This window comes from Paenibacillus sp. J31R120 (assembly GCF_056269225.1).
The window spans coordinates 921,859-948,038 of sequence record NZ_JBWDNN010000002.1; the positions used below are offsets into that span (position 1 = coordinate 921,859).

Below are 26,180 nucleotides of genomic sequence, written 5' to 3' on the forward strand. Positions count from 1 at the left end.
ATAATCGGCGAGGAGTGTGATACGAAGTGACAGAAGGGAACAATGCCTTCGTAGTTGGCGGTAAAAGCTTCACGGCTGTCGCCATTAACTGTGCGGCGAAGGCCGGGGAATGGATCATGACCAAGCTGGGCAATTACGCCAGCCTTGAAATAAAATATTCAGAGCATGACCTTGTCACCGAAGTGGACAAGGGTTCGGAGCGGCTCATTCGGAAGCTGATCGGCACGCACTTCCCCCATCATTCGTTTCTGGGGGAGGAAGGCTGCGAGCCAGGGCCGGAAGCCTCCGCCAAGGCGCTGGAGGAAGCCAGCGACTCGGAGTACTTATGGATCGTAGATCCCATTGACGGTACAACGAATTTCGTGCACGGGTTTCCGTTCTTCTGCGTGTCCATCGCGCTTGCCTATCGCGGGGACATTATCGTCGGCGTCGTCTACGATCCCGTGAGGGATGAGCTGTTTGTCGCCGAGAAGGGCAAGGGAGCCTACGTGCATGGCAGACGCATGCAGGTATCGACGGATCGGACACTAAAGGAGAGCTTGATTGCAACGGGATTCCCTGCGGATCGGAATGACGCGCTGCCCATTAATTTGCGGGGAATCAACGAGCTTGCTCCGCAAGTGCGCAATCTGAGACTCGCCGGATCGGCTGCGTTGCATCTTGCTTATGTTGCTGCTGGGCGGCTAAGCGGATTTTGGGAGATTGGACTGAACAGCTGGGATATGGCAGCCGGCGTGCTGCTTATTCAGGAGTCAGGCGGGATTGTGACCAATACGAAGGGCGATTCCTATTCGCTTGCCGTGCGCAACGTGGCAGCGAGCAACGGCCACTTCCATGAAGAGCTGCTGACGGCGTTGGACAGAGCAGGAGCGACAGGGTAAGGATGATTCAAGGACCGGATAGGAGGCAGGAGAGATGAACACACAATGGATCAAGCTTGGGGCTGCAGCGATGACGCTGGCGATTGTGATAGCGGGATGCAGCCGGACGGACGCGCCGTCTGAGGAGAACGGTCCATCGCCATCAACTGCTGCGGAGCAACCCTCATCAGGCAATTCCAACGGTGAACAACCTGCGCCATCCGAGCCGGCAGGAGAACCTTCGCCCCCAGCAGCCCACAATGGCACGGTCAGCGCCGGCTTGCGTATTCCATGGTCGATTGCCTTCCATGGGAATGAAATCTATATGAGCGAGCGGGAAGGCAACATCGTCCAAGTGAAGGACGGCGATATTGACCGTCAGACGGTCCGCCTGGGCAAGGCTGTCCACCACGAGGGCGAGGGCGGATTTCTGGGCTTGTTGCTGGCACCGGATTTTCAAGAGTCCGGACTAGCCTATGCCTACCATACGTATCGCGGACCGGAGGGGACGCTGAACCGTGTCGTTCTGCTGAAGAAGGAAGGTTCGGAGTGGGCCGAGGAGAGAGCGCTGCTGGAAGGCATTCCGGGCGATCTGTATCATAATGGCGGACGGATGGCCTTTGGTCCCGACGGCATGCTGTACGTAACGACGGGCGACGCGCAGGAGCAGGCGCTGTCTCAGGACAAGGATAGCCTGGCAGGGAAAATCCTCCGCTTGGCGCCAGATAGCAGTGTGCCTGACGATAATCCGATTCCAGGCTCATACGTGTATTCATACGGCCATCGCAATCCGCAAGGATTGGCGTGGACAAAGGATGGCGTTATGTACAGCACAGAGCATGGGCCGTCGGGACGACCCGGCGGACATGACGAGATTAACCGGATTGAGCCGATTGGCAACTACGGCTGGCCTGTCGTCATTGGCGATGACAATCGGGAAGGCATGATTGCACCGCTCTACCATACAGGAGACGAGGCGATCGCGCCGTCTGGCACAATCATTGATGATCAAGGAAGGCTGCTCATAGCAGGCCTTCGCGGCGAGGCGATTTATCGCTATACGCCCCAGAGCGGCGAGATGGAAATCATTCATAAGGGTGAAGGCCGGATACGCGACCTGGTGCTGAAGGACGGGACTCTTTATTTTATTACAAATAACCGCGACGGACGCGGTTCGCCTGGCAGCACGGATGACCGCTTGATCGCAATACCCAATGAATAGCTTCGATATAGGAAAGGGAGGCAATGCCGCTTAAAGCAGCATTGCCTCCCTTTTGTATTGGATTTAAGCGTGTTACGACTCAATCATTTTATACATGAAGATGTCGTCAACGTAACGGCCGTTCATATAAAATTCCTCAACCAATCTGCCCTGTACTTGAAATCCACATTTCTCATAAAAGGCAATAGCGGACGTATTCGTCGAGAGTACGCGAAGCGACAGCTTGCGCTTGCCGTGTTGCTTCGCCCAATTATAGGCAGCATCGAGCAGCACTCTCCCGGCGCCGATACCTCGGAACCGGGAATCGACACCAATAGCCAGCTCGACGACATGCTTGTTCGACTCCATCTTGGTCGGCGTCTTCAGACTCACATAGCCGCACAGCTCGCCAGCGCATATCGCGACAATCTCGGAGCCTGGCGTATGATATTGTGCGTATTCCTCCGCGCTGTCCCAGTGAATCGGGGCAGGGGACGTGTCGTCGTTCCAGAGCCCATTGTTCAGTTCCGCCAGTGCAGCGAAATCGCCGGCTTCCGATAAGCGGGTGATGACATTCATGATGCATGCTGCTCCTTTCTCATAGTGTGAGTTGAACAACCTCTTACAGGGATGCCATGGCGTGATTCGCCGCTTCAATTGTAGCTTCAATGTCCGCTTCCGTATGAGCGGTCGTCAGGAACCAGGCCTCGTATTTGGAAGGGGCGAGATTAATGCCCTGATCCAGCATGAGGCGGAAGAACTTGCCGAATCTCTCGCCGTCGGTATCCTGCGCTTCGTCGTAATTCGTAACGGGATGATCGCAGAAGTGGGCGGAGAAGGAGCCTCTAATTTGATTGACGGTAAGCGGGATGCCGTTCTTCTTGGCTGCGGCATGAAGGCCTTCGGCCAGCTTCGAGGCGAGTCCCTCCATCCGGTCGTAGATGCCCGGCTCTTGCAGTACCTCCAGGCAGGCGATGCCCGCTGCGATGGACGCGGGATTGCCCGCCATCGTGCCCGCTTGATATGCAGGGCCGAGCGGAGCAACCTGCTCCATAATGTGGCGGCGTCCGCCGTAAGCGCCAATTGGCAGGCCGCCTCCAATGATTTTGCCCAGTGCCGTCAAGTCCGGCTCAATCGCTGCATGGTCGGGAAATGCCTGATAGGTCTGTGATGAACCATAGTGGAAGCGGAATGCGCTGATGACTTCGTCATAGATGACCAGCGCTCCAGCTTCACGAGTCAGCTTGCACAGACCCTCCAGAAAGCCTTCATGCGGCATGACCATGCCGAAGTTGCCGACAATCGGCTCCACCATAACGGCTGCCGTGTCGTCGCCCCAGCGCTGGAGCGCCTCTTCAAGCGCTGTCAGATCGTTGAACGGCACCGTAATGACCTCATGGGCGATGCTGGCCGGGATGCCTGCGCTGTCCGGAATGCCAAGCGTGGAAGGCCCCGAGCCTGCGGCTACCAATACGAGGTCGCTATGGCCGTGGTAGCAGCCCGCGAATTTAATGATTTTGTTGCGTTTGGTATAAGCTCTGGCTACGCGAATCGTTGTCATGACGGCCTCTGTGCCGGAGTTCACGAAGCGGACCTTGTCCATCGACGGGATGGCTTCCTTCAGCATGCGGGCGAGCTTGATCTCCAGCTCCGTCGGCGTGCCGTACAGCGTACCGTTCTGCGCGGCGCGTACGATAGCTTCTGTAATATGGGGATGGGCATGGCCGGTAATGATAGGGCCGTATGCTGCCAAATAATCAATATAGCGGTTATCGTCCACATCCCAGAAATAAGCGCCTTCGGCACGCTTCATGAAGACGGGAGCGCCTCCGCCTACGGCCTTGAATGAACGGGAAGGGCTGTTCACGCCTCCTACAATATGCTGCAGAGCCTCTTCATAGAGAGTCTCAGAAGTTGGTCTATGCTTCGACATGTCTATCATTCCTTTCTGTCATACAAGCTTGCTTAGTTATCTTCATAAAGGTGAATTACGGGCATCGCGTACCTGCATGGTGCAACAATCCGTCTCCGTGTCCGCTTGTCCAACCTTATTAGTGTAACCGAATCGGGGAAAGAGAAAAAGAGCACCCTATGTGCTCTTTCTCCATGGAGTTATGCGTTAGCTGCGGCTTCCCGTGCTGCCAGTGCTTCCCGACACGCCTCCGCCGCTTGACGAGCCGCTAGAATTGCTGGTGTTCGGGTCAGGCGACTCCGATGGAACCGGAATCGTCTCATCAGTGGAGAGAATCTCTTGAACGTACCCGAGCAGCGCATCCTTGTCGCGAACGCCGATGACGGATGCTCCGCCGACGTTCATCTCTTGCACCAGCTCCATTGGCGGGATTTGCGCCGTGCCGCCGACGTGGCTGTCGACACCAAGCTGGCCCAGCTTGAGCATATCGGAGACGCTCAGGTTCGTCTCGATGTAAGGGGAGACGCTCTCCAGTATGTCTTTCATCCGAATCAGGTTCCAGGTGGATTGAAGCTCCTTGGCGACTGCCTTCAGGAAGTTGCGCTGACGCTCGGTCCGCGTATAGTCGCTCATGGCGTCATGACGGAAGCGGACGTATTGGAGCGCTTTGTCGCCGTCCAGCAGCTGGTATCCTTTTTTCAGATTGATATCGTAGCGGTTTTTGTCCGCATTGTCTGTGTAGCGCATGTCCTTCTCAACCTCGAAGTAGATGCCTCCGATCGTATCGATGAGAGACTTGAACCCTTCAAAGTCGGTGTAGACATAATATTGAATTTCCAGGCCGAGCAGTTCGCCGACAGTCTTCATCGCCAGCGATGGTCCGCCGACCGTAATAGCAGAGTTGATGCGGCCTCTGTAGCCCTCAATCTCGCCGTAGGTATCCCGCAGGACGGAGAACAGATGGGCTTTTTTCGTAACCGGATCAAAGGATGCGACCAGTATGGAATCGGAGCGGGCAATTTCGCCTTCCTCAGCGTCGCGAGCATCGCCTCCGAGAAGCATGATGTTTACACGCTCTTTGCCTTCCCATTTGGGAATCTCGACTGTTTTGTCCGGCTCTATGCCCTTGAATATCGAGTCTTCAGGTTTCTTCTGGAAGTTGTCCAGCTCCTTGATAATACCGGCACCCCATACGGCAGCGGCGGCAATTATAAGCAGCACAACGACCGAGAGAGTTATCCAAACCCATTTCCATTTCTTTTTGCCTTTGTTGCTTGACCGTGTACGCATTGCGTTCGTTGGTCTCCTTTCACTCTACGCCGATTAGAATTGTTCCTTATCCGATGTTGTCCGACTGTATGAATGGAACATATCCGCACCCTTGAATGGAATTGATGGATCGGTTCAGCACAGTTTACGCATCGAGATAACTGATGTATGATTACATATCATAAAATTATAAAGCTCAGGACCAACCTGATGCAAGTTTTATCAAATAGGGAACAATATAGTCGCTATTTCCCAGGAAATGTCGAGCCGAGAGGAGCTGTTAACAGTATGCTGGCGATAGACGTCAAGGATCTGCGCAAAGATTTTCAGGTGCAAAAAAACCGCGAAGGCTTGTCTGGCGCGCTCAAAGATCTGTTTAAACGTGAGTATAGAGAAGTAAGGGCCGTAAAGGATATTTCATTCCAGATTCCGCAAGGCGAGATCTGCGGCTACATAGGGGAGAACGGAGCGGGCAAGTCGACAACGATCAAGATGCTTACCGGGATTCTGGTCCCGACAGCAGGCGAGTTGAAGGTGAACGGCTTCGTTCCCTATAGGGATCGAGAAAAGTTCGTGAACGGCATCGGCGTCGTATTCGGCCAACGTTCGCAGTTATGGTGGGATATTGGCGTGATCGAATCGTTCCGGCTGCTTCGCAAGGTGTACAGAGTGCCGGAAGCCGACTTCCGCAAGCGGCTTGACAATTTGGTGGAACGCCTGCAATTGGGCGATCTGCTCAATCGTCCTGTCCGGAAGCTGAGCCTCGGACAGCGGATGCGCTGTGAGCTAGTGGCATCGCTGCTGCATAATCCGTCTATCCTGTTTCTGGACGAGCCGACAATCGGTCTCGACATCGTAGTGAAGACGGAAATTCGGGACTTCCTGATGCAGATGAACAAAGAGGAAGGCACGACCATTCTGCTTACCACCCATGATTTGCAGGATATTGAAGCGTTATGCTCACGGGTTATTATGCTGGATGACGGCCGGGTTATCTATGACGGCGGGTTGGACGAGCTGAAGACAAAGTGGAGCAAAGGACGGGAAATCCAGTTCCAATTCGCCAAACATACGCCGGTCGCGAAGCTGAAGCAATTGACGGAAGGCATCAACGTGGGCTGGACGATCGAGAACGACGTAACGGCCAAGCTGTTCGTACCGCATGAAGTAAGCGTATCGGATGCGATGGCAAGAGTTGTTGGCGGAGCGGATATTCGCGATATTAAAATTTTCGAGACGAACACGGATGAAATTGTCAGGGGCATCTATCAATCGGGCTCGGCGGATGTCGCCAAGAAGGAAGTCGCTACATCATGATGAGCGCGTACGTCGATTTTATCCGAATCCGGTTCCTGATGATGCTAGCCTACCGGGTTAATTATTATAGCGGCATTATTATTTATGCCATTAATATTGGCGCGTACTACTTCCTGTGGCAGGCGATCTATGGAAGCCAGGAGACGTTGGCGGGGTTCACCGTGCCGCAGATGACGACTTATATTGCGGTATCGTGGATGGCGCGGGCATTTTACTTCAACAACCTGGATCGCGAGATTGCCAATGAGATCAGGGATGGCAGCGTAGCCGTGCAGTTGATCCGTCCCTATAACTATTTGTTTGTGAAAATGATGCAGGGCTTCGGAGAAGGGCTGTTCCGGCTGCTGCTCTTTATGGTGCCGGGCCTCTTCATCGTCTGTCTGATCTTTCCGGTGTCACTGCCGACTGATCCGAAGGTATGGCTGATCTATCTCGTCATGCTGTTCTTCAGCTTTCTGATTAACTCCCAGATCAACATCATGACCGGCCTGTTCGCTTTCTTCGTGGAAAATAACGAAGGCATGATGCGGATGAAGCGCGTTATGGTTGATCTGTTCTCCGGCGTAGTGGTGCCGATTGCGTTTTTCCCCGGCTGGCTTTCCGGCATTATGGAATGGCTGCCCTTCCAGGCGATCACGTATTTGCCAAGCTCCTTCTTCACAGGCAGAACGCCGCTTGAGGAGGCGGGAAGCGTCATGCTGCTGCAGCTGTTCTGGTTCCTGCTGCTGCTTATTCCGATCTGGCTGACATGGCGTGCGGCGCGCAAGCGGCTGTTCGTGCAAGGAGGGTAACTTAAAACGTGAGATACGCATCGTTATTTTGGGAATATATTAAAAACTACGCCAAAACCCGGCTTACCTACCGGGCCGACTTCTGGATTGAGGTTATCTCCGACCTGCTGTTTCAGGGGATGAATCTGATCTTTATTCTAATCGTGTTCCAGCATACGGCATCGCTCGGCGGATGGTCGGAGCTGGAGGTGGTCTTCGTCTACGGCTTCTTCATGATCCCGTATGGCATCTTCGGCACGCTGTTCAGCATCTGGAACTTCAGTGAGCGCTATATCGTAAAGGGAGAGATGGACAGGGTACTCACCCGGCCGGCGCATAGCCTGTTCCAGGTGCTGTTCGAGAATGTCGATCCGCCTTCACTGATCGGCTCCTTCGTTGGAGCGGGAATTATGGCGTATTGCTGGTCACAGATGGGGCTGCCGTTCAGCATAATGGATTTGGTCATGCTGTTCTTGTTCATCATTGGCGCGGTTTTGATCTACGCAGGCTTGTACACGGCGCTGAACGCGATCTCATTCTATAGCGACGCACCGACAGGCATCGTTCCGCTGATGTACAACATTCAGAATTATGGCCGCTATCCCGTTAACATTTATAATAAAATCATCCGCTTTATGCTGACCTGGCTGCTGCCATTCGCTTTCGTCGGCGTCATTCCGGCTTCCTACTTCCTGGAGCAGAAGAGCGACGATATCTCCCAGCTGGCACTGCTTACGCCGGTGATGGGTCTGATCGTATTCGGATTGGGACTGACCTTCTGGAATCATGGCGTGAAGCGGTATCGCGGAGCGGGTTCATAAGAATAAGGAAGGAGAGCATGCAATGACACTTGAAGTGGGGAAAAAAGCGCCAAAGTTCAAGCTGCAGGCTTCGAACGGAGAGACTGTATCCCTGATGGAGCTGAGAGGGCGCAATGTGGTGATCTTTTTCTACCCGAAGGATATGACGGCGACTTGTACGGTACAGGCATGCGATATGAGGGATGTCTATTCCGAGTTCGTGGATGCCAATACGGTGGTGCTTGGCATAAGCGGGGACAGCATCAAGTCTCATCAAAACTTTGTTGCCAAGAAAGAGCTGCCTTATTTGCTGCTAGCTGATGAGGACCACAAGGTTTGCGAGAAATACGACGTATGGCAGTTGAAGAAGCTGTACGGCAGAGAGTATATGGGCATCGTCCGCTCCACATTCCTGATCGACGCCAAAGGCAACCTCGTCCGCGAGTGGCGCAAGGTCAAAGTGAAGGGGCATGCGCAGGAAGTGCTGGAGGCGGCGCGGAGCTTGAACAAGTAGGCCGGTAAGCCGCACGGAGCTTGAACGAGTAAGCCTGCTGTAGTAATTCTTAACGACAGCTGGCAGCAAGAGAGTGAAAAAAGAGCGAGATCGACGTTGAATAAGCGTCGAATCTCGCTCTTTTTGTTTAGTAAGTAGTATGAGGGTGAACACGTTTGGAGTAGGGGACGAATGATTGTTGAATGCGGCGGTTGGGCATGGTTGTGGAGTAAGTCGGTGAGAGCGACTTAGATGCTCCGGTGGCGCGGTAGAGTGGGGAGTAAGTCGGTGAGACCGACTTAGATGCTCCGGTGGCGCGGTAGAGTGGGGAGTAAGTCGGTAGGACCGACTTAGATGCTCCGGTGAAGCGGTAGAGTGGGGAGTAAGTCGATGTGACCGACTTAGATGCTCCGGTGGAGCGGCAGAGTGGGGAGTAAGTCGGTGTGACCGACTTAGATGCTCCGATGAAGCGGCAGAGTGTGGACTAGGTCGGTGGGACCGACTTAGATGCTCCGGTGGCGCGGTAGAGTGGGGAGTAAGTCGGTGGGACCGACTTAGATGCTCCGGTGGAGCGGTAGAGTGTGGAGTAAGTCGGTAGGACCGACTTGGATGCTCCGGTGAAGCGGTAGAGTGTGGAATAAGTCGGTGGGACCGACTTATTTAACCAACTAAATAATAGAGAGAGGAAATAAGTCATCGAGAGTGGATTAGACGAATGAGTAGGGTGAAGTGACTTTTGAAACAAGTCTAACAACGGCGCATAAGCGCTGAAGAATGAGCCTCGGAAGAGGCTTTTGGCGTTGGTATGAAATTAATATTTAGTGGCATTTACTAGAGGCTTGTTTCATATACTCTATCAATTCGAATAAGAACCATTTTGATGATAGAGAAGGGTGGAAATGACGATGCGGCGAGTAGTGAAGGCATCTATTTGTGCGGCGGTATTTTGGTTTGGCGTGATGGAGTTTGGAGGCGGTCTACTGTACAAAGGTGAAGCGGCGCGCAGCCTGGAGCAGACAAGCTATGTTCAGACCGTGTCCCATCAATATGAAGCCCGTCCGTTGCTAGGAGAACCAGCAGAAGGTGGAGCTAAAGAGAATCCGGGGCCAACTGCGGCTAAAAACGGGGAAGAACTAGAACAGGCTGCGGTACAAGCGGGGAAGAAGCAGAATAACCAAAACAACGCACAAGAGAAAGGTTCTACTGGAAAAGGGAATGATGATAAGTCGACACAGAACAATAACGAAGATAAGCGAGACGACAACGTCGGCAAATCAGCGGAAGTCAGCTCTGGCAATTCGGCGGAAGCAAACTCGGGGAATGCGGGGCACAGCAACAGTGAGAATCCGGGGGTCAGCAACGGTGAAAAGATGAGTCAAAGCACCAATGGCATGGCAGGTGAGGGAGAAGGCATCAAGCTTGTCTCTCAAACGGCCGGTCAGCCGTCAGAGCCGCTGAGCCCATCGAAGAATAAGGTTGTCTATCTAACGATTGATGACGGGCCGAGCAAGTATACACCGGAGGTGCTGGATATTTTGCAGCGCGAAGGGGTGAAAGCGACGTTTTTTGCCCTTGGTGAGCAGGTGGAGCGCAATCCCGATATTGCCAAACGAATCGTAGACGAAGGTCATGCGATCGGCAATCATACTTACAATCATAAATATGAGAAGCTGTACGGCAGCTTTGCTGAATTTGCGAAACAAATCATGCGTACCGACGATGCAATCTATGCGGCGACAGGTGTGCGGACGACTTTGGTGCGGGCGCCTGGAGGAACCTATTCGAATTTTGATCAAGGTTACTTTGATGCGCTGGGGGCGGCGGGATACCGCGTGCATGACTGGAATGTGGACAGCGGAGACTCCAAGCGCAGGGGTGTTCCGGCTGCGGAGATTATTGCCAACATTAAAAAATCCAAGCTGGCCGACACGCTGAATGTCCTCATCCATGACAGTGCGGGACATGAAGCGTCCGTCAAAGCGCTGCCTGCCATTATTCATTACTATAAAAATTTGGGGTACACATTCGAGCCCCTCGATGATAGCGTGAAGCCGATCCAATTCCAGCTGGCTAGCAAGTCGAAGTGGTCAAGAGGGAAAGTGTCGGAAGGGGAGAAAGCGGCCATTATCCAGTTCGGCAAATCGCTGGATGCTAGTGGAGCGCGCCAGCAGTCAGTTGATAGAGAGCCTGCACTAGTTGTACATCGCGGTGAGGCTTCGCTTGTTTTGAAGGCAGGGCAATATCGTCTTGTAGCAGGTTCTATCCATGTGCCGCTGAAAGAATTGGTGGAATGGATGGGAGGCGCTGCGGAGCGGGATGAGCAATCCGGTGTTGTAGAAGCGAGCCTGTCGGGGAAATCGCTGTTCTGGATGATGGATACATGGCCGCCGTCTGAAGATGCGGACGCTCATCTCGATGTGCCTCTGCGTGCCACGCTTGGCGAATTCGGCATTGATATCGAAGACTATACGATGACGAAGGATCGCCGTGAGGTTTGGATCAAAGAGTAGAGATAGAGGGGAAAGCTGGCTATTTAACGGGCAAAGTGGGAATCTAGCAGGTCTAAAGGGTGATAAAGCTGGCGACACTGAAAAATAGATAGATTTATTTTTCAGGAGGCGAGAGTGTATGATCACTTCCCATTTATATGAAGGTCACGAGGGTCCGCAATCGGAGCATGCCAGCCATTGGGCTGAGCCGCCGCAGACGCTGCTGCGCAGGCTGCTTCTCAAGGTAGATTCGGTGCTGCTGGGCAAGCAGGATACGATTAAGCATACGCTGACGGCATTGCTGGCAGGCGGGCATGTGCTGCTGGAGGATGTGCCGGGTGTGGGCAAAACGATGCTGGCGGGAGCTTTTGCTCGTGCGGTTGGCGGTGAATTCAAACGGATACAGTTCACATCCGATATGCTGCCTGCGGATGTCATCGGCGGGGTGGTGCTGGATGCGCGAACCCAGGACTTGGTCTACAGACCGGGGCCCATTATGGCCAATGTGGTGTTGATTGACGAGATCAACCGCGCTTCTTCACGTACGCAATCGGCGCTGCTGGAGGCAATGGAGGAACGCAGAGTGACGATTGAAGGGAAAACAAGAAGACTTCCTGTACCCTTCATGCTCATTGCCACCCAAAATCCGCTTAGCTTCGAAGGTACGAGCAGTCTGCCTGAAGCGCAGCTTGACCGTTTTATGATGAGATTATCGATTGGTTATCCCGGTGTGGAGCATGAGCAGCTTATGTTGGAGCAGTATGCCGATGGCAAAAGACTGGAGCCGGAGAGGCTGCGCCCGGTCGTTGCCGTCCAGGAGTGGCTGCAAATGCAGGCGGAAGCAAGGCAAGTCCATGTGCATCCAGCGCTTATGCGTTATATGGTTGCGATTGGCGAGGCGACAAGAAGATCGCCGGATGTCCTGCTCGGGCTAAGTCCGCGAGCGCTCAGGGATTGGCTGCGTGCATCGCAGGCGCATGCCTATGTAGAGGGAAGAGGGTATGTCATTCCTGATGATGTACTGACCGTGTCAGAGCCGGTGCTGGCTCATCGCATCGCATTGCGGACAGGTTCCCCGCGCCAAGGAGGAAGCGCTGCTGCGCTGATCCGCCGTGTGACGAGAGAGACGCCATTTCCGAAGGAAGCGACAGCCGGTTCCGGAAGAGGGAGACGGGTATGACAGGCCGGAGTCGCTATCGCACGAGATGGGTGGCATGGTCGGTCCTGTTCACCGGGCTGTTAGGCGCAGGAGTTGCAGTTGTCGCAAGAGGCGGAGCAGTGGAATGGTTTATGTTCGCTTTGCTGGCTGGCATAGGAGCTATTAGCGCCGGTCTGCCGATAGCGGCAGCTAAAAGTGTAGTACTGAAGCGCACGGTATCGGAGACAGAGATAGAAGCTGGTGAATTCGTTCAAGTCACGCTCAGCCTCGAGAGCAAGTGGCGCGTACCGATGGTGTGGATCGCAATTGAAGAGACGGTCAGCAATACGAGCGCGCTTAATAATCGCTCCATTCCGTATACAACCGTGTTGTCGCCAATGCTTGGCAAATCGTCTGTGATACACTACTCGCTTGAAGAACTGGCTCGTGGTGTCCACCGTTTCGGAACTGTGACGGTAACATGCGGAGACCTGTTCGGACTGACTGCAATCCGCAAAGAAATAGAATGGGAGACGGAATTGGTGGTGCTGCCAACGCTCCCGGAAAACGATGGATCAAGTCCATTTCAGCCACCGGGTCGTCGGCAGCCAGACTCATCTGCTTATGCCTTGTCCGCAAGCCTCGGCAGCGAGGGGACAGATGCGTATGCGGAGCTGCTCGGCAAAGCTGGGCTTGGACCGGACAGCCGTCCGTACCGCGAAGGGGATTCACTTCGGCATCTGGACTTCAGAGCTGCCGCGCGAGGCCGCGGCCTGTATACGAAGCTGCATGATGGCGACGAGAGCAGGACAGAGCGGTTTGTGTGGATGGATCAATTTGCCGCGCCTTATGGCAAAGACAGCCGGCTGTTCGATGCCTGCATCAGTTGGACGCTGCTGGATGTTCAGCGGAGCTCGGAAGCGGGCGGTTCCGTCATGCTTTATGCGAATGAATGGACCTATTCTCTAACGGGAGCCTCTGGCTCGGAGCAATGGATGCGAATGTCGGAGCTGAGACATATGCTTGCCCGATTGACCCCTTCAGATACGCAACAGGAATGGTCGGGTCTGGCTGAGCTTGAGGATGAACGATATAAGGGTGAACGGATGCTCACCGTCTATTCTGCTGACTGGCAAAATGCGGGTCGCTGGTTGAAGCTTGCGGAACAGGCTGGTGGATACGGATTCAAGCTCGAGCTGTATGGGGTAACGAGAAGCGCCGTTCCTTCGTTTGCGATGCGGGAGACTGGTCGATTGCTGGAGGCTGGCGGCATCCGCTGCTATTGGCTGCATGCGGCGCAAAGCAAGGAAGCATGGGCTTCCGCCGGTAAGGGGGAGGACGCCTATGCTTTGGGATAAGGAAGACGGCCGTATGACAGCCGAGGATTCGCTGTTCTACCGAATGATTACGAGTTTGTTGCTGTTCGGCTTGCTGGCGGAATGGCTGCTGCCGTGGACGAGCGCGGGAGAGTGGCCGGTGCTCTATCAACCTGTGCCTTTGCTTGCGGTGATTGGATGTATATTGGCGGCAGGTATTTTCCGTACTAGGGGCATTTGGTCGGTAGTGGTGCATGCGATATTGATTCTCCTTACTTTGATGTGGCTGTTCAAAGGTGATAGTCAGACAACGGTGCAATGGTTGCTTGGATTCCCCGTCCTGATCGCCGAGCAGATTACGATGATTGTCAAAAGCGGATTGTGGACCATGTCGGGAGAGCTTCGGACATTGATGTTGTTCGTAGGCTGGGCGATGCTTGCGCCCGCGCTTCAGGCATTAATCTGGCTGCGGCAGGCTGCGCTCGGCATCGCTGCGCTCTCGATGCTTTATTTACTGGCGCTGTATGCATGGCTTGGCATGGATGTGCTGGACGGTTTAATCCGCGTAGCGGTTGAAGGGCTGCTGCTGGCAGCCATCGTATCGGTGCCGCGGGCAAGACGGATTCTGGACGCAGGCCTGGATCGTTTGAAGCAGGTGGAGGGCAAGTGGCTTGCGGGCTCCTTGTTCACACTGCTTATTCTTGTAGGGATTGCCCTATTAGCCGCTGGGGGCAAGGAGCGGACGATGGAACCGGCGCGCTGGACATCCTCGGTGACGGAACGGCTGGAGCGCGGAATCGCTTCGCTGAGCCGTGAAGGGGGAAGCGTTACAACGTTGCGGGGGATGAATGCTTCTGCGCTGGGCAGCGGCCTTACCGGCTACGGCTTTGACGATACTACGCTTGGCGGAGCGATCAGCGATCATACGGCTGTTGTATTCTGGGGCTATTCGCCTCTTAGCACCTATTGGAGAGGCGAGGCGAAGGCGGTCTATGACGGCAGAGGCTGGAGCAATGCCGATACCGAGCTCGGACTGCTGCCTGTCCGTATGCAAGAACACGGATTGGGCGTTAACGCGACCACTGACAGCCAAACAGACTCTGATTCGAGCAAGACGGATGACGTCATCATCTCGCAAACCATCATCTGGGAGCGACCAATTCCAGCGATGCCGATCTTCATGTCGGGGACGAATGGACGTGTGACGGAGCTTATTGCTTCCGACCCGCGCCGCAAATTGGGAAGCTATGCATTTAACGAAAAGCTGGATGCGCTATATGCACAGTCCGACATGATAAGGCTGGAGCAATATACGGTACAAAGCCGCTTGCCGGTAACGGATGCGGCAACATTAAGGTCGCTGGAGCCCGACTCCGAGGTGGCGCAAGGACAAGCGGGCGATGCGAAGGGCTGGACGGAGGAGGAGCTAGCTCCATTCCTGCAGCTGCCGGATGCGCTTCCGGGCCGCGTCCGCGCTCTGGCTGCGGAAATCGCGGGTGGCGGCGTGACAAGCCGATACGATCGGGTGAAGGCGATCGAGCAGTATTTGAAGGATACGTACCGTTATTCCAAATCAGAAAGCCAAATTCCGCCTGCCGGTGCGGATTTTGTGGATCATTTTCTGTTCGAGCAGAAGAGCGGGTATTGCGTACATTTCTCTACGGCGATGGTCGTAATGCTGCGCTCGGAGGGGATACCGGCGAGATGGGTCAAAGGCTTTGCTCCGGGCACGCCGGTGAGCGAAGAGAATGTCCGCAAAGCAAACAGCAGCGCTGCCAAGCACGCGACCCAGCTCTATGAAGTGCGGAGCACGGACGCCCACGCCTGGGTGGAAGTATACTTCCCCGGAGCGGGCTGGGTGCCGTTCGATCCGACGCCGGGTTATGACGGCGTCGCCGGGCTGGCTTCCGCCGCCGGAGTTGTCGGCGGCGATGTTCTGTCAGCGGCGGCGGGTCATGGCGCCGCTGGCGGAAGCGCTGCGGCAGGCGCGGGCAACGCCTCGCTGGCCGAGCGCCTGGAGACGGCTGCGGAGAGAGCCGCCGCAGCCGTCTCCCGCGGAGCGCGCGCCGCCATGGATGCGGCGGCGCAAGCTTGGACCCGCGCAGCGGAGGCGCCGCTTGCGGCCGCCGCTGCGGTGTTGGCGGCACTGGCGCTAGCCGCCGCCGTGCTCGTTGGCGCGCAGCGCCAGCGGCTGCGCCTGCTGCTGGCGCTTAGGCGCTATCGCGCGGCAAGCGCCCAGGTTGCGGCGCTCACCAGCGCGACGCCTCGGGATGTTGCCGTTGCAGATTCAACGGCAACAATGAAAGACGCTGGCGCGGGCATCGCCGCTGCGACAAGGCATGATTTCGAATCCGAGCAAGGTTCATCACGGAAAGATTCTGGCGCAGGCTTTTCAGCAACTAAAAAAGCAGTTGTAGATACACCAGAGGATCAACCCGTCCTCGGACCGCGTCGTCCAAAAACGGCCATCGCGGCCATGGCAGCCGTGGAGTGGCAGCGCAGCAGCTTGATCGACGTAGCGGAAGCTGTGCTAGAGCTGCTGTGGCAGAAGCGAAAGTCTTCTCCTAAGTATAGGGAAGAGCTGGAACAGATTACGGAAGCAATCACGATTCGGGAGCTTGTTCGATTTTTTAGCTCGCGGATGGATGCGGAGTTGGGCCGTGAGCTGGACAAATTATCAAAGTGGTTGGAAGCAGCAAGCTTCGGAGCCCCTGGACAGCTAGCCGATATGCCGAGTAATGAGGAATTACGAAGCGTCTGTACGAAGCTCTCCGCGTGGAAGGATTCCAGGCATAGCAAGAAGCAAGCTGCGCCTCTGCTCCCCGGTGATGCTCAGCCATAGGCATTCAATGACTGTCCCCTCAAGTTGGATTTGAGGGGACAGTCTTTTTTGAGAAGGGGAAGGAGGTGAGTAGTTGACTAGCTCAAGCTGTGTGCTTTGTATCGATTGTATCTGAGTGCCGCTATAATTTGGAGAGAAAGAGCTTATAGTAAGGAGTAGGGTTTCTAGAAAATGCTAAATGACCAAAACAGGCGAAAAGGTAGAAATAACTGTGCCAAAAACCACTAAATGATCAAAAGAGACGCAAAGCCCGAAATAGCCTTGCCACAAACCACTAAATGATCAAAAGAGACGAAAAAACAGTTGAGTCCATATAATTGTGTAAAATGATGAACTTCATAAAAAGTAAGCCATGAAGTAAATACTCATCTAGAAGAGCTTCCTAGACCATTCCAGAGGAGAGTATTTATTCATGGCTCAGTATCAGGTTACACTAAATCACGAGTTATTAAACCAACTGTTTATCGGAGAAGATCGAGATGCTGGGGTAGCGGCTTTATTGGAAACCGTCTTAAACCAGGTGTTAAAGGCACAAGCAACGGAACAGTTAGCTGCTGCAGAATACGAACGAACACCAAATCGACTTGGTCAGCGCAATGGTAGCTACAATCGCGGACTGACGACGCGGGTAGGCAGCATTACGCTACAAATCCCCCGATTCCGAGATGGTGCGTTTTCAACCGAACTCTTTAAACGCTACCAGCGCAGCGAACAAGCTCTTGTGTTGACGTTAATGGAATTAGTGATCAATGGCGTTTCTACACGCAAAGTGGCCCGTGTCACGGAAGAACTATGCGGAAAAGAGTTTTCCAAATCTACCGTAAGTGAGCTATGCAAACAACTCGATCCCATCGTGTCTGCTTGGAATACCGCGATCTGAGTGAAGTAGCCTACCCCTTTATGACCGTGGATGCCATGTATGTAAAAGTACGTGAGAACGGCCGAATCCGCTCCAGAGGAGTCTTTATTGGATATGGCGTAAACACGGACGGCAACCGGGAGATCCTTGGACTTGCTGTAGGTGACACGGAGTCCGAAGCAAGCTGGGGGGCTTTCTTTAGCAAGTTGAAAGCACGCGGTTTGAACGGCGTCGATTGCATCACGAGCGATACACATGGTGGTCTCGTCAAAGCGATTCGTCAACACTTTCAAGGGGTAACCTGGCAACGATGCCAAACCCATTTTATGCGAAACATTTTGGATGCTGCTCCAAAGCCCCTTTAAGCAAGCATAAAAGGCATGGTGCGCACCATCTTTGAAGCGCCGGATTTAGATATTGCGAGAAAATGTCTGAAAGACACGTTAGAAGCGTTTCAGGAAAAAGCACCTAAAGCGATGGACACGCTCGAAAATGGCTTTGACGATGCCACAGCCATTCTCGTTTATCCGGAGGAATACCGCGTGCGATTACGCACCTCTAATGGGATTGAACGAGTGAATGGCGAGATTCGTCGGCGTGAGCGTGTCATTCGCATCTTCCCCAACCGTGATGCTGTCATTCGTATGATTGGCTCCGTACTGATGGAGATGGAGGCGCACTGGGAGTCAAACCGAAAATTCATGGATATGACTGCTTACCATGAATGGAGTAACAACCGATAGTTTCATTCCGCTAACCTAGATGGGATTTTACACATAATTATGGACTTGACCGAAAAAACCGGAGTAGCCGTGCCACAAACCACTAAATGCCCAAAAGAGACGAAAAGGCAGAAATAGCAGTACCACAAACCACTACATAACCAAACCTGACCAAATGACCGAAAAAAGCCCCTTTTAACAGCAGCTAGCCCGCGTGAAAAAGGGCGTATTCCACCAATCTCCGATACTACTGGATTCACAAATTAAGGATGAATCCCTTGAAATGGGAATCTCATTCTACGCAATCTGGTGTGCGAACCGAGATGGCAGGCTTTATCGCCTTGACTCCCTTGAAGGGCCTTATATATAATTACTACATCAATTGAGGGAGGCTCGGTAATGACGAAGCAAAATGAAATGATCGTTGTCCTTGATTTTGGAGGACAATACAACCAGCTGATTGCACGCCGTATTCGCGATTTGGGCGTATATAGCGAGCTGCTGCCTTACAACACGTCGGTAGAACGGATCCGTGAATTGCAGCCCAAAGGCATTGTGTTCTCGGGAGGACCGGCAAGCGTATACGAAGAAAATTCTCCACTCGTCGATCCGGCGATTTATGATCTGAACATTCCGATCTTCGGAATCTGCTACGGCATGCAAATGATGTCCCATCAGCTGAACGGCAAAGTCGAGCGCGCTGGCAAGCGTGAATACGGCAAAGCGGAAGTGGAATTTGTAGAGGGCAGCCACATCGCTCATGGTCTTGACCGTGTTCAAACGGTATGGATGAGCCATAGCGATTTGGTTATCGAGCCGCCTGCAGGCTTCAACATAGATGCCAGCACGGAGCACGCTCCGATTGCAGGCATGAGCAACGCGGACCGCAAGCTGTACGCGGTGCAATTCCATCCGGAAGTGCGTCACTCCCAATTCGGCAATGAGATGATCCGCAACTTTCTTTATAACGTTTGCGATTGCGACGGCAACTGGACGATGGAATCCTTCATCGAAGACACGATCCAAGACATTCGTAACCAAGTTGGCGACAAAAAAGTGCTTTGCGCGCTTTCCGGCGGCGTAGACTCTTCGGTTGTGGCGATCTTGCTTCATAAAGCAATCGGCGATCAGCTTACTTGCATGTTCATTGACCATGGCCTTCTCCGCAAAGGCGAGGCTGAGGGCGTAATGGAAACGTTCGTTGGCAAGTTCGATATGAAGGTACTGAAAATCGATGCCCAAGAACGCTTCCTCGGCAAGCTGAAAGGCGTCGACGATCCAGAGCAAAAACGTAAAATTATTGGCAACGAGTTTATCTATGTATTCCAAGAAGAATCGGACAAGCTGGACGATTTCGAATTCTTGGCGCAAGGTACGCTGTATACGGATATCGTAGAGAGCGGCACAGCAACGGCACAAACGATCAAATCGCATCACAACGTAGGCGGATTGCCTGAAGATATCAAGTTCAAGCTGGTTGAGCCTTTGAAGGCTCTGTTCAAGGACGAGGTTCGCAAAGTTGGCGAAGAGTGCGGATTGCCTGAAGCTATCGTATGGCGTCAGCCGTTCCCAGGTCCGGGTCTGGCGATTCGCGTACTTGGTGAAGTGACGGAAGAGAAGCTGCTCATCGTACGCGAATCCGATGCGATTCTGCGTGACGAGATTGCCAAAGCGGGACTTGACCGCGAGATCTGGCAATACTTCACGGCTCTGCCGAACATGAAGAGCGTAGGCGTTATGGGTGATGCGCGTACGTATTCCTATACGGTCGGTATCCGCGCCGTAACATCCATCGATGGCATGACAGCGGACTGGGCTCGTATTCCTTGGGACGTGCTGGAGAAAATCTCCGTACGTATCGTCAATGAAGTCGACAACGTCAACCGCATCGTGTACGACGTAACATCGAAGCCGCCAGCAACAATCGAGTGGGAGTGATTTGGGAGTTTTTCAATTGATTATTGACTGAGAATCCTTGCTGTATAAGGGGTCTCAGTCAACGATTGAAAATCTTATTTCATTCGCCTGCAACTATTGGTCTTCAAAAATTACTCTCTTTTATTTGTGTTATTTAACAAATGAAAGGGAGTTTTTTATGTCGATAATCAATGAGTTGATTGATGATTTAAGATGAATCAAGAAATCCAAGGCAGAAGAAAAGGAAGATATCTCAGGTTGCATGTATAGATTTCATCGTTGGATGGAGTTTACTAAGGAGGAGCTAGATATTGAGGAAGCGGAAGAAGTGACTTCAATGCATATTATGAAGTACATTTCTAAGCGGACATGCGAGTGCTGAGATGATTTCAAGGTATAGTATGCCAAGTGAGGAAGATAGACAAAAAGCTTTAGATCGTATATTTAAAGATTAGCCACCTGTATAGGTGGCTAAGATGGAAGAGGAATCCACGTGTTGTTTTTTAAACGCGGGTTTCTCATTTTTTTTGAGTTTGCTTTGAAGCAACACAGAAGAAAAATTTTCTGTATCAGACAAAGGATTAGATATTGATTCCTAGGCTAGTCTATATTTTGCCCAGCTAATCTCATTAATCCAAACAAAAGAGGACAAGCTATTTAAGCTTATCCCCACCTACTTATAACTTTATGTTATTAAAGATAGAAAGTATTCCCATCACTAAGGTGTATAAAAAGCACTGTAAATATAATTTTGGGAAAAGGAAGAATCATAGGGTTTGTAAATTTTTCCTTGACTAGTTACTTTCAAGTAATATCTTTCTCCAGCATTCACGTATCTCGAAGTGTGCAAACCTGAATATAAAACGTTATAGCTACTGTCTAGTAATTGCGTATTCAATCCGATGGAATTAATACCTGGCCCATAGTATACCATAAATTCTACGTATCCTGACTTAGGGGCATAAAATTCATGATAGTTAGTATAAGTATGATCCGATAACGTACCCGGTAGTATCATTGAACTTGGATTATAATCCGATATCTGATTATATGTAGTAGTAGTATAAGCATTGATGACCCCAGCTGAAAACAGAATACTAAATAATAAAGCAGTGATAAGTGCTGAAACAGTAACTTTCCTTTTCATAATCATTAACCCTCCTTAGTTTTTGTTTACACGTAATATTCTTGCGCAATAAACCAACATGGCAATTATGGCTAATTTATGTATTAATCTGAAATTATAGAACTATTTATCTTGTGGTTCAATCCAAATATCTTTGAAATCAATCCAAAAAAGAATTGATAAATTCAGGTCAGATTGACAAAGTCAACCGTATCGTCTACGACGTAACTTCCAAACCACCAGCAACAATCGAGTGGGAATAGATTGGGAATATTTAATATCATTAATCGCTTAGAAGCCTTGATACATAAGGCTTCTAAGCGATGATGGTGTTGAAATTTCGAGTTCACCTGCAACAATAAAGTGCAAAATGACTCTCTTTTATCTGTGTTTTTTACCAGATAGAAGGGAGTTTTTTTATGGCCAAAATGAAGGAATTGCTTCAGGATTTCAAGCTCAATCGAGGAATAGCCATCCAGAATTTGATTGTTCGCAGTAATAAAATGTCTTTTTATGTTCGAAAAAGTGTGTTATGGTGAAAACGAACAAAAACAAACCGTACCGGTTCGCTTATCGTTCAACCGCACCGGTATGAATCTAAGGAGGCTATTCCGAATGGAAGTCCGTCATACTACTAATCCTACTGACGTCAAACCGTACACAACCGAACGCTTGCGCCAAGAGTTTCTTGTCGAAGGGCTGTTTGAGCCTAATAAAATCAATATGGTTTATTCCCACTACGATCGCCTGATCGTCGGCGGCGCGTCCCCGGTTGGGGAAGCGCTGAGGCTGGAAGATCAGGAAACGCTGAAGACCGAATATTTCCTGGAGCGCCGTGAAGTCGGATTGCTGCACATTGGCGGCGGCGTTGCGGTTATTACCGTAGACGGCGAAGCTTATGAGCTTTCGAAGCTTGACGTGCTTTATGTCGGCAAAGGCAAGCAAGACGTGCAGATCGCCAGCAAGGACAAAAACGATCCAGCGAAAGTGTATATCGTATCCGCCAATGCTCATGCCGAGTATCCGACCCGCAAAATGACGGCAGAAGAAGCGAATCCTACGCATCTGGGCTCGCTGGAAACGTCCAACGAGCGCGTCCTGAACAAATACATTCATGCCGACGGCATCCAAAGCTGCCAGCTGATGCTTGGCGTGACGACGTTGAAGCCGGGAAGCATCTGGAACACGATGCCGACTCACGTGCATGACCGCCGCATGGAAGCATACCTATATTTCGACCTGAGTGAAGAAGCTCGCATATTCCATATGATGGGCGAGCCTAGCGAAACGAGACATTTGGTCGTAGCGAACGAGCAAGCGATCATTTCTCCTCCTTGGTCGATCCACTCCGGCGCAGGTACGAGCAACTACGCGTTCTGCTGGGCGATGGCCGGTGAGAACTACACGTTCTCGGATCAAGAATTCATCTCGATGAAAGACTTGAAATAAGCGCCGATGCTTGCAGCGGAACGCCATCGGCATATTATCGAGCAGTTGGAGCAGCTGGGCAGCGTCAAGGTGTCCAAGCTTAGTGAGCAATTCAACGTTACGGAAAAGACGGTCCGAGAGGACCTTGAGAAACTGGAAGAAAAGGGACTGCTTCGCCGGATTCACGGCGGGGCAGTCTTGGAATCGGGAGGGGAAGACAGCCTTCTCCCGCTCCAAATTCCGAACGTGAAGTACCAGAAGGAGAAGGCGGCGATTGCAGACAAGGCGATCGCGGAGATCAAGACGGGCGATATCATCGCCCTCGATGCCGGCAGCACCACGCTTGAGATTGCTAAGCGCCTTGGCAATATGCCGCTTACGGTACTGACGAACGATCTGCTTATTATCCGCGAGCTGACGGTTAAAGACCAGGTCCGGCTTATCGTTCCCGGCGGCTACCGCCAGAATAATCTGCTGATCGGGACGGAGGCGAATGAATGGATTCGCAAGCTGAACGTTCACAAGCTGTTTCTGTCAGCGACCGGAATCCACTTGGAGTACGGCTTGACGATTTTTACGGAAGAACTGGCCGCTTTGAAAAAGGTGTACATGGAATGTGCGAAGACCGTGTATTGCCTGGCCGACCATAGCAAGTTCGACCGGGGAGCGCTTATTACGTTCGCCGAATTGAGCGATATCGATACGATCATTACGGATGCGGCGATTGACGAGTCTGTTGCGCTTAAATACGAGAATGCAGGCGTCCGCATGGTGCGTGCGTAGCAAATGAGGGAGGACTAGATTCATGAATTATTTTGACCTGACGGGCAAAGTTGCCGTCGTAACGGGCTCGGGCCGCGGGCTAGGCCAAGCGATTGCGGTCGGGCTTGCGCAAGCGGGCGCGGAACTTGCGCTTGTAACGAACAGCACGCCGGCCGAAGGGACGGCCAGCAAGGTGCATGAGCTTGGACGCAAAGCGATTACGATCCAAGCTGACGTATCGGACCGCAGCCAGCTGTCGGGCATTATCGACAAGACGGTTGAGGAATTCGGCCGTATCGATATTCTGGTGAACAATGCAGGCATCATTCGCCGTACGCCTGCCGCCGAGCACAGCTACAAGGATTGGGAGGATGTTCTGAACGTCAATCTGAACTCTGTCTTCGTCTTAAGCCAGGAAGCAGGAAAGCGGATGATCGCGCAAGGCTCCGGCAAAATCATCAATATCGCATCCATGCTTTCGTTCCAAGGCGGCATCAACGTGCCGGGCTACACGGCGAGCAAACACGCGGTTGTCGGCCTTACGAAGCAGATGGGCAACGAATGGGCGTCGAAAGGCGTACAGGTGAATGCGATTGCTCCGGGCTATATGGCCACGGACAATACGGAAGCGCTGCGCGATGATCCGGTTCGCAGCACTCAAATTTTGGACCGCATTCCTGCCGGACGCTGGGGAACCGGCGAAGATTTGGCGGGCGCGGCTATTTTCCTTGCTTCCTCCGCATCCGACTACATGAGCGGCCATGTGCTTTGCGTAGACGGCGGCTGGATGAACCGATAATTTTTATAATCAGAGTAGCCGGTATGTAGGCCGGCTCTGTCAATCAAAGGCTGCTTCATCGCGATTTCGGATCGTGATGAAGCAGCCTGTTTCGGTTGGCGCGATAAGGGGGGGCATAATATTTACTCCTTATCTCAATGAGATAGAGAAGCTATAATCATCTTAACTTTTTGTTATTTCATTGTGGGAGGAATCATTAAATGACAGCTAACCTACCAAAGACAGCAAAGGTTGAGAAGCAGGAGCGTTTTCAAGGCAACCACAATAAATCATTCTATGAGAAGGCATTGCAGGATGTTATTCAGCAAGTGGAGCGTAATCTAGCCTTATTCACAGATCAATTTCCGTCAGCACACTCTGTCGACCTTCAGTATCAGCCTGTCAAGAATGCGGATTTGGCCTATTATTCGGATTGGACCTCTTCCTTCTGGACCGGCATGGTTTGGTTGGCCTATGAGCTTACAGCCGAGGATAAATACGCAGAGGTGGCACAGAAGCATGTGGATAGCTTCCAAGAGCGTTTAGTCACTAGAGATATATTGAATCATCATGATATTGGTTTTTTATATAGCTTATCCTGTGTGGCTGGCTATAAATTAGCAAAGGATGAAAAGTCTAAGTATATTGCTCTTGATGCGGCGAAGCTGCTGGCGATGAGATTTAGAGAGAAATCAGGCATTATACAGGTGCGCGGTTATTTAGAAGATGATACGCATAAGGAAAAGGGTGTATTTATTGTCGATTGCGCCATGAATGTTCCGTTGCTGTTCTGGGCTGCAGAAGTAACAGGTGATCAAACCTATTATGTGAAAGCCAAACGGCATATGGATAACGTAGCCCGACATATGATCCGTGAGGATGGAGCCATCTATCAGATGTTTAGACTCGATATTGATACAGGTGAAGCATTAGGAGGCTGGACTGGACAAGGCTATGCGGATGAAGCTTGCTGGTCCAGAGGCCAAGCCTGGGCGATGTATGGTTTGCCATTAGCTTATCGTTATACGAAGGATATGGCATACATCGAGCAAGCCAAAGCAGCAGCCAATTACTTCCTGAATCATTTGCCAGAGGATTTAATCTGCAACTGGGATCTAGTGTTTTTACAACAGGACGGGCAGCGTGACACTTCCGCCGCAGCTATTGCTGCATGCGGCTTGCTAGAATTAGCGTATCATTTGCCAGTCTTGGATAGTGATCGTCATTTGTATGAAGAAGCGGCATTAGCTATATTGACATCATTAACAGAGAACTATGTGATCAAGGAAAGACAAGAGGGCACAGGGATATTGGCACATGGCGTATATAGCCTGCCTATTGATCTTGGTGTGGATGAATGTACGATTTGGGGAGATTACTTCTATATGGAGGCTTTAATCAGGGTGCAGAAGGATTGGAATCCATACTGGTAAACAAGCAGCTAGAGGAAGGACAATTCCTGGAGTAAGGAATGTCCTTCCTTATAGCGGTATTTAGTTGAAATAAGATATGGAATTAAAAATTTGCAGCTCGTTAACTAATTTTACAATTTCCTTGGTACGATTCTTATTAAATTTACGCAAAATACTATTTACTTGCTTTTTGATGGTTTCCTCTTCAACAGATCTGAGCAGAGCAATCTGCCGGCGGTTTCTGTTCTGGCACAGCAGCTTCAGTACCTCTAGCTCACTAGCTGTGAGAGTGGAGATGATATTCAAGGTATTCATCAGCAAGGATTCATGATTTTTAGACCGTACTAGCTCGTTACGGAGCTTTTTGGCAATCATGGGACGTATGGGTGAATCATCTCGATAGGCTGCAATAATCCCCTCGACAATCTCCTCCTCAGGAAAGGATTTGATAATATAATCCACGATGCCTGTCTTAAAGGCTGCGAATACAATATTATCGTCCTCATGAACCGTTAATAAGATGATTTTCGTATGAGGATAGCTGATATGAATTTTATTGGCCGCTTCGATGCCCGCATATTTACTTTCCATTTCTATATCCATCAATATAATGTCGGGAACTTCCTGTTCCACCTTAGCAATCGTGGCTGCACCGCTGTCTACGGAAGCAAGTAAAGTCATATTAGGCTGCTTCGTAATAATTCTTTCAAGCCTTCTGCGATGCGCATCCATATCATCAGAAATAATTAATTTAATATTCTCCATAAAG

Annotated in this window: 20 protein-coding genes and 2 pseudogenes; 17 read left to right on the forward strand and 5 right to left on the reverse strand. The window is 51.7% G+C overall.

Features of this window, described 5'->3' with window-relative positions:
* Positions 1-26 precede the first annotated feature (26 nt).
* Positions 27-881 (forward strand): inositol monophosphatase family protein, encoded by an 855-nt coding sequence (locus tag AC0YNW_RS10640; protein WP_387469664.1) that lies wholly within the window; start codon positions 27-29, stop codon positions 879-881.
* Between the two features lie 34 nt (positions 882-915).
* Positions 916-2,082 carry a PQQ-dependent sugar dehydrogenase gene (locus AC0YNW_RS10645; protein WP_475831921.1) on the forward strand — a complete coding sequence of 389 codons (1,167 nt, stop codon included), beginning with the start codon at positions 916-918 and terminating at the stop codon, positions 2,080-2,082.
* A 72-nt stretch (positions 2,083-2,154) separates the two neighbouring features.
* Here the strand turns inward: AC0YNW_RS10645 and AC0YNW_RS10650 are convergent, their stop codons facing one another.
* The 3 genes from AC0YNW_RS10650 to AC0YNW_RS10660 all read right to left on the reverse strand — a co-directional run bounded on the left by AC0YNW_RS10650 (position 2,155) and on the right by AC0YNW_RS10660 (position 5,263).
* The gene (locus tag AC0YNW_RS10650) at positions 2,155-2,640 is read right to left on the reverse strand and encodes an N-acetyltransferase family protein (RefSeq protein WP_475831922.1); all 486 of its coding nucleotides are present in this window, start codon (positions 2,638-2,640) and stop codon (positions 2,155-2,157) included.
* Positions 2,641-2,683: 43 nt separating this feature from the next.
* Positions 2,684-3,994 carry a glutamate-1-semialdehyde 2,1-aminomutase gene (locus AC0YNW_RS10655; protein WP_475831923.1) on the reverse strand — a complete coding sequence of 437 codons (1,311 nt, stop codon included), beginning with the start codon at positions 3,992-3,994 and terminating at the stop codon, positions 2,684-2,686.
* A 186-nt stretch (positions 3,995-4,180) separates the two neighbouring features.
* Positions 4,181-5,263, reverse strand: coding sequence for an LCP family protein (locus AC0YNW_RS10660; protein ID WP_475831924.1), 1,083 nt, complete (start codon positions 5,261-5,263; stop codon positions 4,181-4,183).
* A gap of 267 nt (positions 5,264-5,530) precedes the next feature.
* On the opposite strand from AC0YNW_RS10660, the gene AC0YNW_RS10665 reads away from it, so the two are divergent.
* The 10 genes and pseudogenes from AC0YNW_RS10665 (at position 5,531) to guaA (ending at position 19,926) form a co-directional block, all read left to right on the forward strand.
* Positions 5,531-6,559, forward strand: coding sequence for an ABC transporter ATP-binding protein (locus tag AC0YNW_RS10665; protein ID WP_475831925.1), 1,029 nt, complete (start codon positions 5,531-5,533; stop codon positions 6,557-6,559).
* A complete protein-coding gene (locus tag AC0YNW_RS10670; protein WP_475831926.1) occupies positions 6,556-7,350 on the forward strand; it encodes an ABC transporter permease in 795 nt (264 codons plus the stop codon). The genes AC0YNW_RS10665 and AC0YNW_RS10670 overlap by 4 nt, the downstream gene beginning before the upstream one ends.
* Positions 7,351-7,358: 8 nt before the next feature.
* Positions 7,359-8,150: an ABC transporter permease gene (locus tag AC0YNW_RS10675; RefSeq protein WP_475831927.1), complete on the forward strand. Its 792-nt coding sequence runs from the start codon at positions 7,359-7,361 to the stop codon at positions 8,148-8,150.
* Positions 8,151-8,172: 22 nt separating this feature from the next.
* Entirely contained in the window at positions 8,173-8,643 is a 471-nt protein-coding gene (gene bcp / locus AC0YNW_RS10680; protein ID WP_475831928.1) for a thioredoxin-dependent thiol peroxidase, read from the forward strand.
* A gap of 884 nt (positions 8,644-9,527) precedes the next feature.
* Positions 9,528-11,132: a polysaccharide deacetylase family protein gene (locus AC0YNW_RS10685; protein ID WP_475831929.1), complete on the forward strand. Its 1,605-nt coding sequence runs from the start codon at positions 9,528-9,530 to the stop codon at positions 11,130-11,132.
* Positions 11,133-11,250: 118 nt separating this feature from the next.
* Positions 11,251-12,291 carry an AAA family ATPase gene (locus AC0YNW_RS10690; RefSeq protein ID WP_475831930.1) on the forward strand — a complete coding sequence of 347 codons (1,041 nt, stop codon included), beginning with the start codon at positions 11,251-11,253 and terminating at the stop codon, positions 12,289-12,291.
* On the forward strand, positions 12,288-13,607 hold the full coding sequence (locus AC0YNW_RS10695; RefSeq protein WP_475831931.1) for a DUF58 domain-containing protein: 1,320 nt from the start codon (positions 12,288-12,290) through the stop codon (positions 13,605-13,607). Before AC0YNW_RS10690 ends, AC0YNW_RS10695 begins: the two co-directional genes overlap by 4 nt.
* Positions 13,594-16,407: a transglutaminase-like domain-containing protein gene (locus AC0YNW_RS10700; RefSeq protein ID WP_475831932.1), complete on the forward strand. Its 2,814-nt coding sequence runs from the start codon at positions 13,594-13,596 to the stop codon at positions 16,405-16,407. Before AC0YNW_RS10695 ends, AC0YNW_RS10700 begins: the two co-directional genes overlap by 14 nt.
* A 412-nt stretch (positions 16,408-16,819) precedes the next feature.
* Positions 16,820-18,009, forward strand: a pseudogene (locus AC0YNW_RS10705) (IS256 family transposase).
* A gap of 378 nt (positions 18,010-18,387) precedes the next feature.
* On the forward strand, positions 18,388-19,926 hold the full coding sequence (gene guaA, locus AC0YNW_RS10710) for a glutamine-hydrolyzing GMP synthase (protein WP_387469630.1): 1,539 nt from the start codon (positions 18,388-18,390) through the stop codon (positions 19,924-19,926).
* Positions 19,927-20,623: 697 nt separating this feature from the next.
* Here the strand turns inward: guaA and AC0YNW_RS10715 are convergent.
* Entirely contained in the window at positions 20,624-21,052 is a 429-nt protein-coding gene (locus AC0YNW_RS10715) for a hypothetical protein (RefSeq protein WP_475831933.1), read from the reverse strand.
* 170 nt (positions 21,053-21,222) lie between these two features.
* Here AC0YNW_RS10715 and AC0YNW_RS10720 point away from each other — a divergent pair.
* The 5 genes and pseudogenes from AC0YNW_RS10720 to AC0YNW_RS10740 all read left to right on the forward strand — a co-directional run.
* Positions 21,223-21,294, forward strand: a pseudogene (locus AC0YNW_RS10720) (GMP synthase (glutamine-hydrolyzing)); the annotation flags it as partial.
* Positions 21,295-21,646: 352 nt separating this feature from the next.
* Complete coding sequence (kduI, locus tag AC0YNW_RS10725) at positions 21,647-22,480, forward strand: 5-dehydro-4-deoxy-D-glucuronate isomerase (RefSeq protein WP_475831934.1); 834 nt, start codon at positions 21,647-21,649, stop codon at positions 22,478-22,480.
* Between the two features lie 6 nt (positions 22,481-22,486).
* The gene (locus AC0YNW_RS10730; RefSeq protein ID WP_475831935.1) at positions 22,487-23,242 is read left to right on the forward strand and encodes a DeoR/GlpR family DNA-binding transcription regulator; all 756 of its coding nucleotides are present in this window, start codon (positions 22,487-22,489) and stop codon (positions 23,240-23,242) included.
* A gap of 22 nt (positions 23,243-23,264) precedes the next feature.
* Positions 23,265-24,020: a 2-dehydro-3-deoxy-D-gluconate 5-dehydrogenase KduD gene (gene kduD / locus AC0YNW_RS10735; protein ID WP_475831936.1), complete on the forward strand. Its 756-nt coding sequence runs from the start codon at positions 23,265-23,267 to the stop codon at positions 24,018-24,020.
* Positions 24,021-24,220: 200 nt separating this feature from the next.
* Complete coding sequence (locus tag AC0YNW_RS10740) at positions 24,221-25,432, forward strand: glycoside hydrolase family 88 protein (RefSeq protein WP_475831937.1); 1,212 nt, start codon at positions 24,221-24,223, stop codon at positions 25,430-25,432.
* Positions 25,433-25,492: 60 nt separating this feature from the next.
* Here AC0YNW_RS10740 and AC0YNW_RS10745 read toward each other — a convergent pair whose 3' ends face one another.
* Positions 25,493-26,176 carry a response regulator gene (locus tag AC0YNW_RS10745; protein WP_387469617.1) on the reverse strand — a complete coding sequence of 228 codons (684 nt, stop codon included), beginning with the start codon at positions 26,174-26,176 and terminating at the stop codon, positions 25,493-25,495.
* Positions 26,177-26,180 lie beyond the last annotated feature (4 nt).

Bases quoted from the DNA above. Each gene is read 5' to 3' on its own strand.
- AC0YNW_RS10645 (WP_475831921.1), top strand. From the start codon at position 916: ATGAACACACAATGGATCAAGCTTGGGGCTGCAGCGATGACGCTGGCG.
- AC0YNW_RS10650 (WP_475831922.1), bottom strand. From the start codon at position 2,640: ATGAATGTCATCACCCGCTTATCGGAAGCCGGCGATTTCGCTGCACTG.
- AC0YNW_RS10655 (WP_475831923.1), bottom strand. From the start codon at position 3,994: ATGTCGAAGCATAGACCAACTTCTGAGACTCTCTATGAAGAGGCTCTG.
- AC0YNW_RS10660 (WP_475831924.1), bottom strand. From the start codon at position 5,263: ATGCGTACACGGTCAAGCAACAAAGGCAAAAAGAAATGGAAATGGGTT.
- AC0YNW_RS10665 (WP_475831925.1), top strand. From the start codon at position 5,531: ATGCTGGCGATAGACGTCAAGGATCTGCGCAAAGATTTTCAGGTGCAA.
- AC0YNW_RS10670 (WP_475831926.1), top strand. From the start codon at position 6,556: ATGATGAGCGCGTACGTCGATTTTATCCGAATCCGGTTCCTGATGATG.
- bcp (WP_475831928.1), top strand. From the start codon at position 8,173: ATGACACTTGAAGTGGGGAAAAAAGCGCCAAAGTTCAAGCTGCAGGCT.
- AC0YNW_RS10685 (WP_475831929.1), top strand. From the start codon at position 9,528: ATGCGGCGAGTAGTGAAGGCATCTATTTGTGCGGCGGTATTTTGGTTT.
- AC0YNW_RS10690 (WP_475831930.1), top strand. From the start codon at position 11,251: ATGATCACTTCCCATTTATATGAAGGTCACGAGGGTCCGCAATCGGAG.
- AC0YNW_RS10695 (WP_475831931.1), top strand. From the start codon at position 12,288: ATGACAGGCCGGAGTCGCTATCGCACGAGATGGGTGGCATGGTCGGTC.
- AC0YNW_RS10700 (WP_475831932.1), top strand. From the start codon at position 13,594: ATGCTTTGGGATAAGGAAGACGGCCGTATGACAGCCGAGGATTCGCTG.
- guaA (WP_387469630.1), top strand. From the start codon at position 18,388: ATGACGAAGCAAAATGAAATGATCGTTGTCCTTGATTTTGGAGGACAA.
- AC0YNW_RS10715 (WP_475831933.1), bottom strand. From the start codon at position 21,052: ATGAAAAGGAAAGTTACTGTTTCAGCACTTATCACTGCTTTATTATTT.
- kduI (WP_475831934.1), top strand. From the start codon at position 21,647: ATGGAAGTCCGTCATACTACTAATCCTACTGACGTCAAACCGTACACA.
- AC0YNW_RS10730 (WP_475831935.1), top strand. From the start codon at position 22,487: ATGCTTGCAGCGGAACGCCATCGGCATATTATCGAGCAGTTGGAGCAG.
- kduD (WP_475831936.1), top strand. From the start codon at position 23,265: ATGAATTATTTTGACCTGACGGGCAAAGTTGCCGTCGTAACGGGCTCG.
- AC0YNW_RS10740 (WP_475831937.1), top strand. From the start codon at position 24,221: ATGACAGCTAACCTACCAAAGACAGCAAAGGTTGAGAAGCAGGAGCGT.
- AC0YNW_RS10745 (WP_387469617.1), bottom strand. From the start codon at position 26,176: ATGGAGAATATTAAATTAATTATTTCTGATGATATGGATGCGCATCGC.